Source organism: Achromobacter sp. D10 (assembly GCF_035282245.1).
Taxonomy (GTDB): Bacteria; Pseudomonadota; Gammaproteobacteria; order Burkholderiales; family Burkholderiaceae_B; genus Achromobacter; species Achromobacter insolitus.
On sequence record NZ_JAYJLE010000005.1, the window covers coordinates 166,415 to 181,312 of the forward strand.

16 protein-coding genes are annotated in these 14,898 nt (G+C 61.6%); 5 read left to right on the top strand and 11 right to left on the bottom strand.

What is annotated here, in order from left to right; translation table 11 throughout:
- The first annotated feature begins 1 nt into the window (after window position 1).
- The 3 genes from VCS63_RS16710 (at window position 2) to lexA (ending at window position 3,360) form a co-directional block, all read left to right on the top strand.
- Entirely contained in the window at window positions 2–1,531 is a 1,530-nt protein-coding gene (locus VCS63_RS16710) for a class I adenylate-forming enzyme family protein (RefSeq protein WP_323880444.1), read from the top strand.
- Window positions 1,528–2,490 (top strand): Bug family tripartite tricarboxylate transporter substrate binding protein, encoded by a 963-nt coding sequence (locus VCS63_RS16715; protein WP_112965811.1) that lies wholly within the window; start codon window positions 1,528–1,530, stop codon window positions 2,488–2,490. Before VCS63_RS16710 ends, VCS63_RS16715 begins: the two co-directional genes overlap by 4 nt.
- 219 nt (window positions 2,491–2,709) lie before the next feature.
- Window positions 2,710–3,360 carry a transcriptional repressor LexA gene (lexA, locus tag VCS63_RS16720; RefSeq protein ID WP_042794083.1) on the top strand — a complete coding sequence of 217 codons (651 nt, stop codon included), beginning with the start codon at window positions 2,710–2,712 and terminating at the stop codon, window positions 3,358–3,360.
- A 131-nt stretch (window positions 3,361–3,491) separates the two neighbouring features.
- On the opposite strand, the gene lon is transcribed toward lexA, so the two are convergent.
- From lon to VCS63_RS16745, 5 genes are all read right to left on the bottom strand, one after another.
- A complete protein-coding gene (gene lon, locus VCS63_RS16725; protein ID WP_042794084.1) occupies window positions 3,492–5,942 on the bottom strand; it encodes an endopeptidase La in 2,451 nt (816 codons plus the stop codon).
- Between the two features lie 258 nt (window positions 5,943–6,200).
- The gene (clpX, locus tag VCS63_RS16730; protein WP_042794085.1) at window positions 6,201–7,499 is read right to left on the bottom strand and encodes an ATP-dependent Clp protease ATP-binding subunit ClpX; all 1,299 of its coding nucleotides are present in this window, start codon (window positions 7,497–7,499) and stop codon (window positions 6,201–6,203) included.
- A gap of 101 nt (window positions 7,500–7,600) precedes the next feature.
- Window positions 7,601–8,254 carry an ATP-dependent Clp endopeptidase proteolytic subunit ClpP gene (gene clpP, locus VCS63_RS16735; RefSeq protein WP_042794086.1) on the bottom strand — a complete coding sequence of 218 codons (654 nt, stop codon included), beginning with the start codon at window positions 8,252–8,254 and terminating at the stop codon, window positions 7,601–7,603.
- Between the two features lie 4 nt (window positions 8,255–8,258).
- On the bottom strand, window positions 8,259–9,569 hold the full coding sequence (tig, locus tag VCS63_RS16740; protein ID WP_042794088.1) for a trigger factor: 1,311 nt from the start codon (window positions 9,567–9,569) through the stop codon (window positions 8,259–8,261).
- Between the two features lie 169 nt (window positions 9,570–9,738).
- The gene (locus tag VCS63_RS16745; protein WP_042794089.1) at window positions 9,739–10,494 is read right to left on the bottom strand and encodes a M48 family metalloprotease; all 756 of its coding nucleotides are present in this window, start codon (window positions 10,492–10,494) and stop codon (window positions 9,739–9,741) included.
- A gap of 262 nt (window positions 10,495–10,756) precedes the next feature.
- Here VCS63_RS16745 and VCS63_RS16750 point away from each other — a divergent pair, with 262 nt between their 5' ends.
- A complete protein-coding gene (locus VCS63_RS16750; protein ID WP_042797147.1) occupies window positions 10,757–11,305 on the top strand; it encodes a TIGR00645 family protein in 549 nt (182 codons plus the stop codon).
- Between the two features lie 119 nt (window positions 11,306–11,424).
- Here VCS63_RS16750 and VCS63_RS16755 read toward each other — a convergent pair whose 3' ends face one another.
- The 5 genes from VCS63_RS16755 to VCS63_RS16775 form a co-directional block, all read right to left on the bottom strand.
- A complete protein-coding gene (locus VCS63_RS16755) occupies window positions 11,425–11,631 on the bottom strand; it encodes a cold-shock protein (RefSeq protein WP_042794090.1) in 207 nt (68 codons plus the stop codon).
- 329 nt (window positions 11,632–11,960) lie between these two features.
- Window positions 11,961–12,524, bottom strand: coding sequence for a DUF924 family protein (locus VCS63_RS16760; protein ID WP_323880448.1), 564 nt, complete (start codon window positions 12,522–12,524; stop codon window positions 11,961–11,963).
- 231 nt (window positions 12,525–12,755) lie between these two features.
- Window positions 12,756–12,959, bottom strand: coding sequence for a cold-shock protein (locus VCS63_RS16765; protein WP_006220190.1), 204 nt, complete (start codon window positions 12,957–12,959; stop codon window positions 12,756–12,758).
- 375 nt (window positions 12,960–13,334) lie between these two features.
- Window positions 13,335–13,655: a hypothetical protein gene (locus tag VCS63_RS16770; protein WP_042794092.1), complete on the bottom strand. Its 321-nt coding sequence runs from the start codon at window positions 13,653–13,655 to the stop codon at window positions 13,335–13,337.
- A gap of 93 nt (window positions 13,656–13,748) precedes the next feature.
- Window positions 13,749–14,147, bottom strand: coding sequence for a hypothetical protein (locus tag VCS63_RS16775; RefSeq protein WP_323880452.1), 399 nt, complete (start codon window positions 14,145–14,147; stop codon window positions 13,749–13,751).
- A gap of 125 nt (window positions 14,148–14,272) precedes the next feature.
- On the opposite strand from VCS63_RS16775, the gene VCS63_RS16780 reads away from it, so the two are divergent.
- Window positions 14,273–14,572, top strand: coding sequence for a DUF2513 domain-containing protein (locus tag VCS63_RS16780; protein WP_042797148.1), 300 nt, complete (start codon window positions 14,273–14,275; stop codon window positions 14,570–14,572).
- Window positions 14,573–14,592: 20 nt separating this feature from the next.
- Here the strand turns inward: VCS63_RS16780 and VCS63_RS16785 are convergent, their stop codons facing one another.
- Window positions 14,593–14,865 (bottom strand): hypothetical protein, encoded by a 273-nt coding sequence (locus VCS63_RS16785; protein WP_323880454.1) that lies wholly within the window; start codon window positions 14,863–14,865, stop codon window positions 14,593–14,595.
- Window positions 14,866–14,898 lie beyond the last annotated feature (33 nt).

Here is a 14,898-nt window from a genome sequence, read left to right on the forward strand (position 1 = left end):
CATGCAGCCCATTGATTTTTTCCTGCGTGCAGCCATGCGGCACCCGGATCGCACGGCTACCCTTGATGCCGCTACCGGCCACACCCATACCTACGAGGAGCTGCGCGGCCAGACACTGGCGCTGGCGGCGGCGCTGCAATGCCTGTCGGGCAAACCTCGCCCGGTGGTCGCCACACTGGCCGGCAATTCGCACGCAATGTTGCTCGGCATACTGGCCACCTACGCCTGTGCCGGCGTGCTGGTGCCGCTGACGCCAACCGTAGTCGAGCAGGACATCGCCCGTCAGCTGGCTACGGCCGCGCCCGACATCGTGCTGCACGACGCGGCATACGAGGAGCTGCTGGTTTCATACCGTGGCCTGCGCATCTGTCACGACGAAGGCCATGACCTCCATATCGACGCGCTATTGCGTGAATACGCAGGCCAGTCACCATCGCGCCCCAACCCGGATCTGGGCGATACCGCCGCCATCAAATTCACGGGAGGATCATCCGGCGCACCCAAGGCCGTATTGCAGTCGCTGCGCTGCATCAACGCCATGGTAGCGTCGTTGGCCATGGTGTATGGCTTCGACAGCGAAGAACGCTTTCTGCTGGCGCCGCCGATGACGCATGGCGCGGGCACGTTCGTACTGCCGGTACTGCATGCAGGGGGCTGCCTGGTGATAGCTGGCAAGGCCACCGCAGAGCAACTGTATGCCTGGATGGACGCGCATGAGGTGACCTCCACTTGGGTGCCTCCCACCCTGCTCCAGCGGCTGGTGCAAGCACAGGGCGCCGCGCCACGCCCTCTGGCGGCGCTGCGCAACCTTCTGTATGGCGGCGCGCCCTGCCCCACCTCGCTGCTGTCGCGGGCAATCGCAGCGTTTGGCCCCGTACTCGGCGTTACCTACGGCCTGACGGAGGCACCCGTCATCATCGCGGGCATGGACGGCGTCACTGGCTCCCAAGCCGAGAATCACGGCAGCGCGGGCCGCATCGGACCCCTGACGCGGGTGGCCGTCGTAGGCGCCGACGGCCGCCCTACGGCCAACCCGCACACCTTGGGCGAAATCATCGCCAGCGGCGACTTGCTGATGTCGGGTTACCTGAACATGCCCGAACAGACCGCGGCCGTCCTGAAAGATGGCTGGTTCCACACCGGAGACCTCGGCTACCTCGACGAACGCGGCTTCCTGTTCATCAAGGGCCGCTCCAAAGACATCATCATCAGCGGCGGCTTCAATGTGTATCCCTCTGACGTCGAGAACGCCTATGCGCAACACCCAGGCGTTGCAGAAAGCGTGGTGTTCGGCGTCGCCGACGACTACTGGGGGGAGCGGGTCGAAATGGCAGTCGTACCGGTTCGGCCCGGCTCGATCAGCGTTGAGGCGCTGATCGACTACGGCAAACAGCAACTGGGATCCGTACGGACGCCCAAAATCATCCACATCGTGCAGTCTTTTCCAAAAAACACGCTGGGCAAAATCGACAAGCGACGAATTATTGACGACTTGCGCGACGCGAACCGGCAGGAGGAACATCGATCATGACATTCAAGACCTGGATTGCCGCCACGACCTGCGTGTTGGCCTCTGCGCTGTGCGGCTCCGCCGCGGCGTTTCCGGACCAGCCTATACGCTTCGTGGTCGGGTTTCCGCCGGGAGGCTCCACCGATATCGTCGCGCGGGTGCTGGCCGAAGGGCTGTCGCGCGAATTGGGACAAAGCGTGGTCGTCGAAAACAAGGCGGGAGCGGGCGGCACGATCGGCGCCTCGTCGGTCGCGCACGCCAAACCCGACGGCTACACGATTTTCCTGGGTACCGTAGCCACCAACGTGATCAATCCGCTGCTGCGCAAGGAGCTGAATTTCGATCCCATCAAGGATTTCACCATGATCGGTGAGGTTGGCTTCTACACCAATCTGGTGCTGGTCAAAGCCGATTCGAAGTACCAAGACCTGCGCACGCTGGTCGCCGATGCAAAGCTGCGGCCACTCTCCTACGCCAGCCCCGGAGCCGGTACATCGCCCCATATGACCGGGGAATACTTCAAGATCCTGACGGACGCGAAGATGCAGCACATTCCTTTCTCAGGCAGCGGCCCGGCATTGACCGCCCTCATGGGTGGGCACGTCGACCTCGGATTCGACAACCTGCCCGCGGCCCTGAGCCTGGTGCAGTCGGGCAAAGTGCGGGCGCTGGCCATCACCAGCACGACGCGCATCAAGGAACTACCCCAAGTGCCCACCGCCGAGGAATTGGGCGTGAAGAACATGAGCGTGGACGCCTGGGTCAGCGTCATGGGCCCGGCCGGCATTCCGGCCGACCGACTGTCGGTGTTGAGTTCCGCCTTGCTGAAGGTGCTGGCCAAACCCGACATCGTCCGCAAGCTGGAAGACAAGGCCATCACGATCAAAGCCACCCGGCCGGAGGAACTGCAGGGGTATATCGAATCCGAGACCGGGAAATGGCGCGGCGTCATCGAGGCGGCCGGCATCAAGCCGGAATAACCACACGCCGTAGCGGCCGCCCCGCGCGGCGGGGTGCGGAAAGGCAACTTTCCCGCGGCCGCGCGCGAACGACAAGCAGGCCGCGCGCAATGCAACGCGTCGGTCCAGCCGGCCGGCCTGCCGGAGTTTGAAACGGCCGGGCCGGGCTTGCTTTTTTGCGCTGCGTCCCCCAGAATGGCGCTGTATATATGTACAGTCCGCTAGCACCGGATCATCGCCATGGCCAGCAAACTTACCGATCGCCAACAACAAATCCTGGATCTCATCAGGCAGACGGTCGCGCGCACCGGCTTTCCGCCAACCCGCGCCGAGATCGCCCTGGCCCTGGGTTTCCGTTCTCCCAATGCGGCCGAAGATCACCTCAAGGCATTGGCCCGCAAGGGCGCCATTGAACTGACGGCCGGCGCCTCCCGCGGCATCCGCCTGAAGGACAACTCCCCTGCCCCCACACAAAGCTCGCTGCCCATGCCCGGGCTGGCTCAGCTGCTGCTGCCGCTGGTCGGCCGCGTGGCTGCAGGCAGCCCCATTCTCGCTGCCGAACACGTCGAACGCGAGGTCGGCGTCGACCCCAATCTGTTCGCCCAGGCGCCCGACTACCTGCTCAAGGTGCGCGGCATGAGCATGCGCGATGCCGGCATCCTGGAAGGCGACCTGCTCGCCGTGAAGAAAGCCTCGGAAGCCCGCAACGGCCAGATTGTGGTGGCCCGCCTGGGTGACGACGTCACGGTCAAGCGGCTGCAACGGCAGAACGGCCATATCGAACTCTTGCCGGAAAACCCCGACTTCGAGCCCATCGTCGTGGAAGCTGGCCAGGATTTCGCGCTAGAAGGCATCGCCGTGGGTCTTATTCGCACGCACGCGCTCCACTAAAAACGCGCGCGCATTTCCGCGGCCAACAATACGCGCCGCAAAAAAAAACCGCCAAAGCAATTGGCGGGTTTTTTGTTCGAGACCTGAACCGGAGAAACGCCCGCCCTTAAGGGCGGGCGTCCTGGGGCGTGTCAGTGCTTGAGCACCGGGTCGGTCGAGCCGGGTTCAGCGGGCTTGGCCACCAGGGGTTCCTTGACCGCTTCTTCCTCGGCCAGCGGCTCCGGCAGGCGCTCCAGGGCCAGTTCCAACACCTTATCGATCCAGCGTACCGGCACGATCTCAAGGTGATTCTTGACGTTGTCCGGGATCTCCGCCAAATCCTTGACGTTTTCTTCCGGAATCAAGACCGTCTTGATACCGCCACGATGGGCCGCGAGCAGCTTTTCCTTCAGGCCACCGATAGGCAGGACTTCGCCACGCAGCGTGATCTCGCCGGTCATGGCGACATCGGCGCGCACCGGGATGCGTGACAACGCCGACACCATGGCCGTGGTGATCGCGATACCCGCGGACGGACCGTCCTTGGGCGTCGCGCCTTCCGGCACGTGCACGTGCATGTCGTGCTTCTCGAAGACGCTGTCGGCAAAGCCCAGGCGGCGGGCGCGGGAACGCACCACCGTACGAGCGGCCTCGACCGACTCCTTCATCACGTCGCCCAGCGAACCGGTGCGTTGGATAACGCCCTTGCCCGGCATGTCCGCCACTTCGATCGTCAACAGATCGCCGCCGACTTCCGTCCAGGCCAGACCGGTCACTTGACCGATCTGGTTTTCCTTTTCGGCCATGCCGAAGGCATAACGGCGCACGCCCAGATAATCGCTCAGGTTGTCGCCCGTCACGTTGACCGGCTTGACCTCGACGGCCTTGCCTTCAGCCTTGGCGCGATCGTTCTGGGTCAGCAATTGCTTGATGACCTTGCGGCAGATCTTGCCCACTTCGCGCTCGAGCGCACGCACACCGGCTTCGCGGGTGTAGTAGCGCACGATGTCGCGCAGCGCGCTGTCGTCGACCGTAAGCTCGCTGTCCTTCACGCCGTTGTTCTTCATCAGCTTGGGCAGCAGATGGTCGCGGGCGATGTGGATCTTTTCTTCCTCGGTGTAGCCGGACAGGCGGATCACTTCCATGCGATCGAGCAGCGCCGGAGGAATGTTCAGCGTGTTGCTGGTGGCAACGAACATGACATCGGACAGGTCGAAGTCGACTTCGATGTAGTGGTCCTGGAACGTGTGGTTCTGTTCCGGATCCAGCACCTCGAGCAGCGCCGACGAGGGATCGCCACGGAAATCCATGCCCAGCTTGTCGATCTCATCGAGCAGGAACAGGGGATTGCGCACGCCGACCTTCGACATGTTCTGGACGATCTTGCCCGGCATCGAACCGATATACGTACGGCGATGGCCACGGATCTCGGCTTCGTCGCGCACGCCGCCCAACGCCATGCGCACGAACTTGCGGTTCGTCGCCTTGGCAATGGATTGGCCGAGCGAGGTCTTGCCCACGCCAGGAGGGCCGACCAGGCACAGGATCGGCGCCTTCACCTTGTCCACGCGCTGTTGCACGGCAAGATATTCCAGGATCCGTTCCTTGACCTTTTCCAGGCCGTAGTGATCGTTGTCCAGCACCGTTTCCGCGTTGCTGATGGAATTGTTGATCTTGCTCTTCTTCCTCCAGGGGAGGTTGATGAGCGTATCGATGTAGTTGCGCACCACGGTGGCTTCGGCCGACATGGGCGACATGAGCTTGAGCTTCTTGAGCTCTGCATCGGCCTTCTTGCGCGCCTCTTTGGGCATGTGGGCAGCGATGATCTTCTTTTCGAGCTCTTCGATGTCCGCGCCCTCTTCGCCTTCGCCCAACTCCTTCTGAATGGCCTTGACCTGCTCATTCAGGTAGTAGTCGCGCTGGCTCTTTTCCATCTGCTTCTTCACGCGGCCGCGAATCCGCTTCTCGACCTGGAGGATGTCGATTTCGGTTTCGAGTTGCGTGAGCAGACCTTCGAGGCGTTCGGAGGTGCCAACGATCTCGAGCATTTTTTGCTTCTGCTCGAGCTTGAGAGGAAGATGCGCGGCGATCGTGTCGGCCAGGCGCCCGGCATCATCGATGCCAGCCAGCGAGGTCAGGATCTCCGGGGGGATCTTCTTGTTCAGTTTTACGTATTGCTCGAACTGGGCCACGATGGCGCGGCGCAGGGCTTCGGTCTCGGAGCCTTGCATGGCGTCCGGTTCGATAGGCGTCACCTGGCAGGTGAAGTGCGAATCGGCGTCTTCGATGCTGTTGATGCGGGCGCGCTGGGTGCCTTCGACCAGCACCTTGACGGTGCCGTCGGGCAGCTTGAGCATCTGCAGGATGCCGGCAACGCAGCCGATCTCGTAGACGTCTTCGGGGGTGGGATCATCCTTGCCGGCGGATTTCTGGGCCACCAGCATGATGCTCTTGCCCGCTTCCATCGCAACCTCGAGCGCGCGGATAGAGCGCGGACGGCCGACGAACAGCGGGATGACCATGTGCGGGAACACCACTACGTCGCGCAGTGGGAGCAGGGGCAGGTCGATCGGGTCGGAAGGCAGGGTCTGGCTGGCAGACATAGGAGGTTCCTCGGTATGACTCGGCGTATTGGGGACGGGAAGTCCGGGTATACCCGGTCAATCCGCGTCAGTTACGTCTGTTATGGGAACAATAGCCGAAAATTCAAGATCTCGGCGCCTGGATAACCCAAAGGCTGAAAAAAACCGCGGGCAGCACCCTCAGTATGCAAGCGTCGCGCCTGCAGGAAAAGCGTGTTTGTACCCGGGAATGCGCCTTAGGCAAAAAAACCCGTTACAGGAACGGGCTTTTTTGAAATATCAGGCTGCTGCGTCGCGGACTTCACCGCGTTCCGGCTTGTCTGAAGCCGCGTCCTCGTCGGCGTAGATGAGCAATGGCTTACCCTCGCCTTCGATGGCGCCTTCATCCAGCACCACACGTTTGACGTTGCCCTGGGAAGGCAGGTCATACATGGTGTCGAGCAGGGCCGCCTCGATGATGGAACGCAAGCCGCGCGCGCCGGTCTTGCGGCGGAGCGCCTTGCGGGCGATCGCCTTCAGGGCGGCAGGCCGGACGTCAAGCTCGGCGCCTTCCATGGCAAACAGCTTCTGGAACTGCTTGAGCAAGGCGTTCTTGGGCTCGGTCAGGATCTGCACCAGGGCCGCTTCGTCCAGCTCATCCAGGGTGGCGACCACCGGCAGACGGCCGACCAGTTCGGGAATCAGGCCGAACTTGATCAGGTCTTCGGGTTCGACCTCGGAGAACAGCTCGCCCACGCCGCGTTCTGATTTGGCGCGCACCGAGGCCGAAAAGCCGATGCCCGATTTCTCGGTACGGTCGCGGATGACCTTCTCCAAACCATCGAAAGCGCCGCCCACGATGAACAGGATGTTGGTCGTGTCGACCTGGACGAAGTCCTGGTTGGGGTGCTTGCGGCCGCCCTGCGGGGGCACCGAAGCGACCGTGCCTTCGATCAACTTCAGCAAGGCCTGCTGCACGCCCTCGCCCGACACGTCGCGGGTGATGGACGGGTTGTCGGACTTGCGGGAGATCTTGTCGATTTCATCGATGTAGATAATGGCGCGCTGCGCCTTTTCCACTTCGTAGTTGCAGTTCTGCAGCAACTTCTGAATGATGTTTTCGACGTCTTCACCCACGTAACCGGCTTCGGTCAGCGTGGTCGCATCGGCCATGACAAAGGGCACGTTCAGCATGCGTGCCAGCGTCTGGGCCAGGAGCGTCTTGCCCGACCCCGTGGGGCCGATCAGCATGATGTTGCTCTTGGACAGTTCGACTTCGTCGCCCTTGATCTCGCCGTGGCGGATGCGCTTGTAATGGTTGTAGACGGCCACGGCCAGCATGCGCTTGGGCGAGTTCTGCCCAATGACGTACTGGTCCAGGAAAGTCTTGATTTCAGCCGGAGTGGGCAGTTCGGAACGAATCGCCGCGCGGGCCGTGGCTTGCGCCTCCTCGCGGATGATGTCGTTGCACAGATCTATGCATTCATCGCAGATGAATACCGACGGACCCGCGATCAGCTTGCGGACTTCATGCTGGCTTTTATTGCAAAACGAGCAATGCAGCACTTTTGCGTCTGCCGATCCCTTTTTTTCAGGCATATTTGTTTCGTATCTCAGGTAAAGATGCGCCAAGCCGGTTAAAGGCCTAGCGCATGCGCTTACTCAAACGTGGTGGCAGCGGGTTCGGGTCAACCTGGAAGTCAGCCTTCCGAGCGGGAGGTCATAACCTTGTCCACCAGTCCATACGATACCGCATCTTCGGCAGACATGAAGTTGTCACGTTCCGTGTCTATCCCGATGCGCTCCATTGTCTGGCCGGTGTTGTCGGCCAGGATGCGGTTCAGGCGTTCGCGCAGGTCCAGGATCTCGCGAGCCTGGATCTGGATATCCGAGGCCTGCCCTTGGGCGCCGCCCGAGGGCTGGTGGATCATGATGCGCGAGTTGGGCAGCGTGAAACGCTTGCCCTTCTTGCCTGCCGCCAGCAGGAACGCGCCCATGCTGGCCGCCAGGCCGGTGCAAAGGGTGGACACGTCCGGCTTGACGAATTGCATGGTGTCATAAATGGCCATGCCCGCGTACACCGACCCGCCAGGCGAGTTGATGTACAGGGAAATGTCCTTGTCAGGATTCTCCGATTCCAGGAACAGCAACTGCGCCACGACCAGGTTGGCCGTTGCGTCATTGACCGGACCCACCAGGAAAATGAGCCGCTCGCGGAGCAGACGCGAATAGATGTCGTAAGCGCGTTCGCCGCGCCCCGACTGCTCGATCACCATGGGAATGTAGCCCAGGCCGGTGGGGGTCACCGAAGACCCGCCATTCATTGCCGCATAGAAATCGGTGAATCTCTGCATAGTGTTACGCCATCCCCATCAACTGATCGAAAGGCACCTTCTCTTCGGTGACCTTGGCCTTTTCCAGCACGTGCGCGACGACATTGTCTTCAAGCACGATAGCCTCGATTTCAGCACGACGCTGGCGGTCGGCCAGGTAATAGCTGACAACCTGGGCGGGTTGTTCGTAGTTCTCGGCGAACTCTTCGATGCGCGCGCGAACTTGCTCGGGCTTGGCTTGCAGCTGAGCTTGCTTGACCAGTTCCGACACCAGCAGGCCCAGGCGCACGCGGCGCTCGGATTCCGTGGCGAAGGCTTCGGCCGGGATCGGCACGGATTCGGCGTTCGGGATGCCACGCTGCTTGAGTTCTTCGCGAGCAGCGGCGACACGGCCTTGCACGTCGTTGTCGACCAGGGCCTTCGGCACATCGAACTTGCCGGCTTCGACCAGGGCGTCCATGACGCTGGACTTGGTGCGGCCAGCCGAACGAACCTTCACTTCGCGCTCGATGTTGCTGCGGATGTCGGCCTTCAGCTTTTCGACGTCGCCTTCGGCCTGGCCGAGGGACTTGGCGAATTCGGCGTTCAGTTCGGGCAGCACGCCTTCAGCCACTTCCTTGACGGTGATGGTGAATTCGGCGGTCTTGCCAGCGACTTCCTTGCCTTGGTAGTCATCAGGGAACTTGAGCGGGAAGACCTTGCTTTCGCCAGCCTTCAGACCGCGGGCGGCTTCTTCGAATTCCGGGAGCATGCGGCCTTGGCCCAGCACGAACGGGAACGCTTCGGCCTTGCCGCCTTCGAACGGCACGCCGTCGATGGTGCCGGCGAAGTCCAGCGTGACGCGGTCGCCGTCTTGCGACGCGCGGCCTTCACGGGCTTCGAACGTGGCGCGCTGCTTGCGCAGAACGTCCAGGGTTTGCTGCACTTCGGCGTCGGTGACGGCGGTTTCGTAGCGGGTGACGGCCAGGGCCGACAGATCCGGCACGGCGACTTCGGGGTAGACCTCGAACGTGGCGGTAAACGCCAGCGTGTCGTCGGCAACGCCTTCGGTCTTGGGCTCGAGGTTCGGGGCGCCGGCGACGCGCAGCTTGGCGCCATCGACAGCTTGTTCAAAGGCACGGCCAACTTGGCTATTGATCACGTCGTAGCGGATGCTGGGACCATGGCTGCGCTCGAGCATGGCGAGCGGCGCCTTGCCCGGACGGAAGCCGGGGACCTTGGCGGTCCGGGCCACGCGCTTCAATTGCGCCTGGACTTCCTTTTCGACGTCGGCCACCGAGACGGCCAGATCAACACGGCGCTCCAGGCCGGAGAGGGTTTCAACCACAGGCTGCATTAAAAGACCTATTTTCCGAGAGATAAAGAGATGACGGGCGGATAAACGGGGCATTTTACCGGAAAGTTCCGGTCCCCTGACGCAAAGGGGCGCGAGCACCCGGATAAGTCCGGATACTCGCGCCCCGTTTTCCACCCGGGACGGGAGGATATACGCCTGTATGGATGGCTTACTTGGCCTTGGCGATGCGCTCTTCGATGTGCTGCGCGCGCTTGGCCGAGGACGGGTGGGAGCTCATCATATCGCTCTTGCCGCCGTCCAGCTCAGCCAGCTTCTGGAACGCGGTCACCAGGCCGCGGGTATTCAGGCCCTTGGCCTGGAGCTGGTCGAAGGAGTAGTCGTCGGCGGCGCTTTCCTGCGATTGCGAGAACTGCGCGTTGATGAACTTCTCGGTCAGGTCGCCCAGTTGCGACGAGCTCAGCGCGGCCACCGTGGCGCCACCCGCGGCATTGGCGGCATCGCGCGCGGCGGACACGGTGTAGGCGGTCTGCATCGCCTTCTTGCTATGGCCCAGCGCGACGTGGCCGATTTCGTGACCCACCACGCCCAGGACCTCGTCGTCGGTCATCATGTCCATCAGGCCGCTGTAGACGCGGATGCAGCCGTTGGCCATGGCCCAGGCGTTGACGTCCTTGGTGACATAGACCTTGTAGCTGGCCTTCTGGCCGTTGACCGTGCCGCCCAGCTGCTTGGCGATCTTCTGCAGGCGGGCGTCGTACTTGCTGCCGGGAGCGGCGATCTTTTCCTGGGAATCGCTTTGCGCGCAGGCCTTGTCCGACAGGGTCTTGATTTCGGCATCGCTCAGCGTGGCAGCCTGAACAACCTTGCTGCCGGCGCCGACCAGGCCGCCGATGTCCAGGGCCTGGGAGGCCGAGAAAGGGGCAAGCGCAACGCCCAGGGCGGCGACGGTGTAGCGGATCTTCATGGGAACAAACTCCTCTTTACGGGCTCTATGCGAACGAGGCCGCAATTCTATATACGACCAATGCACACCAAGCGTTTCGCCACACAGTTTCGCAAATGCCAGTTTTTCTTACATAAAACCCCAACGGGGTTGGCGCAATCATGCTAGCCGGCATCCCCGGACAACCGGATCCTTCATAAAAAATCGATAGCCACACGGCAGCGCCGCATTGATAGAATTGCGCCCGCCTTTTTCTGCATACACCAAACGGCTCGCACCCAAAATGATCCCGAATACCCCTCCCCGCCTGGGCCTGCTGCCCAGTCTCATCTTCAGCTCGCGCTGGCTGCAGCTGCCCCTGTACCTTGGCCTGATCGTCGCGCAGGGCGTCTACGTCATGCTGTTCCTGAAGGAGCTATGGCATCTGCTGACGCATGCCACCAGTTTCGGCGAGATGGAGATCATGCTGCTGGTGCTGGGCCTGATCGACGTGGTGATGATCTCGAACCTTCTGGTCATGGTGATCGTTGGCGGCTACGAAACCTTCGTGTCCCGCCTGCGCCTGCAAGACCATCCCGACCAGCCGGAATGGCTCAGCCACGTGAACGCCAGCGTGCTCAAGGTGAAGCTGGCGATGGCCATCATTGGCATCTCTTCGATCCACCTGCTGCGCACCTTCATCGAAGCCGGCACCCTGGGCACGCCCAACGCCCGCTTCTCAGAGGCCGGCGTGATGTGGCAGACCATCATCCATGCCCTGTTCATCCTGTCGGCATTGGGAATTGCACTGGTGGACAGGCTGGCCACCCCGACGCACAACGCCAAGCACTGACCTGCACGCCGCCATCCCGCGGCATACGGCGTAAGCAGCAAAAAAGCCCCCGCACATTGCGTGCGGGGGCTTTTTTCTGGGCGGAACACCGGGCCTGCCGGCGCGCTGCCCTGCTCAGGTCAGGCCGCGACCTTGATGTTCTTCGCGCTGGGACCTTTGGGGCCGGTGCCGACATCAAAGGTGACGCGCTGGTTTTCCTGCAGCGACTTGTAGCCTTCGCTGCGGATCTCCGAGTAGTGAGCGAAAAGATCCTTGCTGCCATCATCGGGCATGATGAAACCATAACCCTTTTCGGCGTTGAACCACTTAACGATGCCGGTTGCCATGGAATGTCCTTGAACCTAGAAAAAGCGATTGCTCGCGGGGCGCCAGATCATCAAGGATGGGAGAGGAAGCAACCGCAGTACCACTGACGGCGACAAGTGAAACGCAGACCGCGTCGCTTGAAAATCTCGCTAAACCCAGTGTATTGGCGAACCCCGAAAAACGTCAAACATCTACAAGTTCCGCACGGCATCCGAAGCAGCGGAAAACCAGGCCCGGCAAGGGTTCGGACCCAAAAAAAGGCGCGGAATTTTCAACTTGGCACGCGTGGACACATGCGGATACTTGCTGCCGCAGACCTCGCCCCAGCGCCTTTGCCGAGGGTGGAATGCTATCCGGCGAAGCCGCCGGAATCGAGAAACTCTTGCTCCGCCTGCGTGGTTTGCCTGCCCAGCGCAGCATTGCGGTGGGGAAAGCGTCCGAAGCGCTTGATGATGTCGCGATGCAGAACCGCCCAACGCAACGACTCGGCGTCCAGCGGCTCCATCAAGGCCACGCCACGGTTCTGCGCCGCAAGATTTTCGGCGTGTTCGAAAGGCAGGTAGAAAAACTGGCGCAATTGCGGATCCACCGCCAAGTCATGGCCCGCCGCAATGGCGTGGTCCGCGAAATACTGAGCCAGCGGGTCGGTCGCGAACATATGCGCGGTGTTGCGATAGGCGTTGCGGGGGAACTGGTCCAGCAGGATCACCAGCGCCAAGGCACCGGTGGCGTCATCCAGCCACGCGTCCAGCTGGCGCGCCGCGGCGGCCATGTGGCTCGCTTCAAAGCGGTCACGAAAGGCGGCATCGAATTCCGCGCTCTTGCTGAACCATTGTTGCGGGCCGGAGTTGAGCCAGAATGCAACCACGTCTGCGGCTTGCGGAACAATCGGCGTGGTGGAAGGAGAAGTCATGAGAGCGCGGATCCTGGAGTCGAAGCAAGGCCGACAATAACAGAGACGCGCGCCGGATTTAGGGCTCATACACCAGAAGAATGAATCCGGTGCGAGTTTGATGTCGAGAGATACTAAATCCTAGGGATTACCCTGATATTACAAATGGGCAGATACTTTCCATGTTCAGGATGCATTGCCGCAGAAAACAAAAAAGCCCCGCGAAGGGGCTTCTACCGAAAACTCAGACCCTTACAGGACCTGGATCTTCGTGGCTTGCGGGCCCTTGGGGCCATTGGCCGTCACAAAGCTGACGCGCTGGTTCTCTTCCAGAGACTTGAAGCCCGAGCCCTGAATTTCGGAGAAGTGAGCGAACAGATCCTTACCACCCGCTTCCGGAGTGATGAAGCCATAGCCCTTTTCCGAGTTGAACCACTTAACGACGCCGGTTTCCATACTGTATTTCCTAGAGATAATGGGCAAATGCCCGGAGGTCACGAATCAATCAAGGAGGGGACAGTAGAACAATAACGCTGAGCCGGAAAAGGCACGGCACTGAACGAAAATCGCAACGCTTGTGATCGTGTGCCGACACTATCGTTAGGTTCCCCTCACAAGTCAACATAATCCTAAAAAATGCGTGCCAATAATGCAACAAAGAGAAACTGCACGCGGAATCCACACATTTTCATAGGCAATAAGGAGTCCTGCATAGGTGTTTACACCCACGCATCATAAAAAAACAATCAAGGCTTATATAAATGCCGCCTGCCCGCGTACGAGGATTTCTTCATACGCCGTTCGGGCTAGCACTTTGGTTTGCCGCCAGGCTTACTCGTCGATAGGTAAACCCAGCAGATCGAGCGCCGCGCCAAAAGCATCGGGGCCCGAGCAAAGGAAAACCGCCACGTCGCCGGGATTCATATTTTCCAGGACTTGGTCGATCTGTTCTTGCGCATTATCAACATTGTCGACAGTTGAGGCGTGTATGTCCGCCCCGGCTTCGACTTTTTCACGCGGCACGATGTCTGCGATCGCATTGAGGTCCGTCACGCCCACTAAGACGTAGACGCTGATGCTCTCGCCATCCAGCGTGGTGTGCAGCTCGACGCCGCCCGCTACGTCGGCAACCTGCCGACTCACTATTTCCATGATCCATCTTCCTTGATTTGCGGGCAGAGCCCGCCTGGGCACGCACCTTGCAGGTGCACTCGCACGCCCAGGCGCGACTATAACAGCCTTACGCTAATGCTTCTTGACAGTAGGACCAAGCGACTGCCGGGCAGCGCCCGACGTCGCCGCAACGGGGCGGATGCGCACGCCGGCGTCGGCCAGCGCGCGCACCAGGGGTTTCTGGGCCGCCAGGAAGGCATCCTTTTCGTCCGCAACCAGCTTGCAGACGAACAGCTGCGCCAGCAGTTGCGTGCGACGGGCCTTGCGATTGCCGGACTCCTGGGCAAGCCAGTCGCCCACCCACGCCGCGGCCGCATCGGCATCGCCTTGCAGCTTGACGTGGCCGAGCAGGTCGAACACGGTCACGCCTTCGATGCTGCCGTCTTCGTTGCGCGTGAGGAAGAGCTTGGCGGCCTGGCCCGAATAGCCGGGAATCAGCGCGAGGCAATCGCGCTCTGCGGGTTTCTTCATGGGATCTGCATGTATCGGTTATCAAGAACCCTGGACTGTAACCCGGCGGCGCGCCCTGTCGCGTCGCCGCAATGGATCTCTGCTATCGTCGCCCTATCCCTTAGCCCCAATGAATGGTGGACATCATGCAACGCGATTTCGATCTGGTCGTCACTATCCTCGGCGCCCTGCGCGACGCCCCCGGCCCCAACCTGAGCACGCACGACATCAAGAACGTGGCCTTGGCCCCGCACCCCGAAGAGCAAGGCCTGCAGCTGATCGCGCATCACCTGGACCTGCTGGAAGATGCGGGCCTGGTCAAGCAGATCAGCGAAACCGCGGCGACCGCGGGCGCCACGCGCTGGCGCATCACCTGGAAGGGCTATGACGCCCTGGAACAGGATGAAGAAGACGAGGACGACGAGGACTACGACGCGGAAGAATAAGGCGCGCGGCGCCCCGGGGCTCAGCGGCGCAGCAGGATGCGCCGCGTGAGCAGCGACGCGGCCGCGCCGATCACCAGGCTGAACATGAAGGCGGCGATCGACAGCATCGCCGACAGATCGCTGAAGCCGCCGTGGCGGGACAACAGGAACACCGCCACGCTCACGACAGCCGCCAGTGCGGCGACACCCAGCAGCACGCGCTTGACGGAGCCCAGGCGGCCGCAAAACGAACCGCCAACCAGAGCCGCCGCCACCATCGCGGCCATCGACCAGAACAGGTATTCGTACTGCACGGGCGGTCTCCCACGTAGGTATTGAGGCGCAGG

Coding starts and splice junctions, on each gene's coding strand:
- VCS63_RS16710 (WP_323880444.1), top strand. CDS start 2: ATGCAGCCCATTGATTTTTTCCTGCGTGCAGCCATGCGGCACCCGGAT.
- VCS63_RS16715 (WP_112965811.1), top strand. CDS start 1,528: ATGACATTCAAGACCTGGATTGCCGCCACGACCTGCGTGTTGGCCTCT.
- lexA (WP_042794083.1), top strand. CDS start 2,710: ATGGCCAGCAAACTTACCGATCGCCAACAACAAATCCTGGATCTCATC.
- lon (WP_042794084.1), bottom strand. CDS start 5,942: ATGTCTGCCAGCCAGACCCTGCCTTCCGACCCGATCGACCTGCCCCTG.
- clpX (WP_042794085.1), bottom strand. CDS start 7,499: ATGCCTGAAAAAAAGGGATCGGCAGACGCAAAAGTGCTGCATTGCTCG.
- clpP (WP_042794086.1), bottom strand. CDS start 8,254: ATGCAGAGATTCACCGATTTCTATGCGGCAATGAATGGCGGGTCTTCG.
- tig (WP_042794088.1), bottom strand. CDS start 9,569: ATGCAGCCTGTGGTTGAAACCCTCTCCGGCCTGGAGCGCCGTGTTGAT.
- VCS63_RS16745 (WP_042794089.1), bottom strand. CDS start 10,494: ATGAAGATCCGCTACACCGTCGCCGCCCTGGGCGTTGCGCTTGCCCCT.
- VCS63_RS16750 (WP_042797147.1), top strand. CDS start 10,757: ATGATCCCGAATACCCCTCCCCGCCTGGGCCTGCTGCCCAGTCTCATC.
- VCS63_RS16755 (WP_042794090.1), bottom strand. CDS start 11,631: ATGGCAACCGGCATCGTTAAGTGGTTCAACGCCGAAAAGGGTTATGGT.
- VCS63_RS16760 (WP_323880448.1), bottom strand. CDS start 12,524: ATGACTTCTCCTTCCACCACGCCGATTGTTCCGCAAGCCGCAGACGTG.
- VCS63_RS16765 (WP_006220190.1), bottom strand. CDS start 12,959: ATGGAAACCGGCGTCGTTAAGTGGTTCAACTCGGAAAAGGGCTATGGC.
- VCS63_RS16770 (WP_042794092.1), bottom strand. CDS start 13,655: ATGGAAATAGTGAGTCGGCAGGTTGCCGACGTAGCGGGCGGCGTCGAG.
- VCS63_RS16775 (WP_323880452.1), bottom strand. CDS start 14,147: ATGAAGAAACCCGCAGAGCGCGATTGCCTCGCGCTGATTCCCGGCTAT.
- VCS63_RS16780 (WP_042797148.1), top strand. CDS start 14,273: ATGCAACGCGATTTCGATCTGGTCGTCACTATCCTCGGCGCCCTGCGC.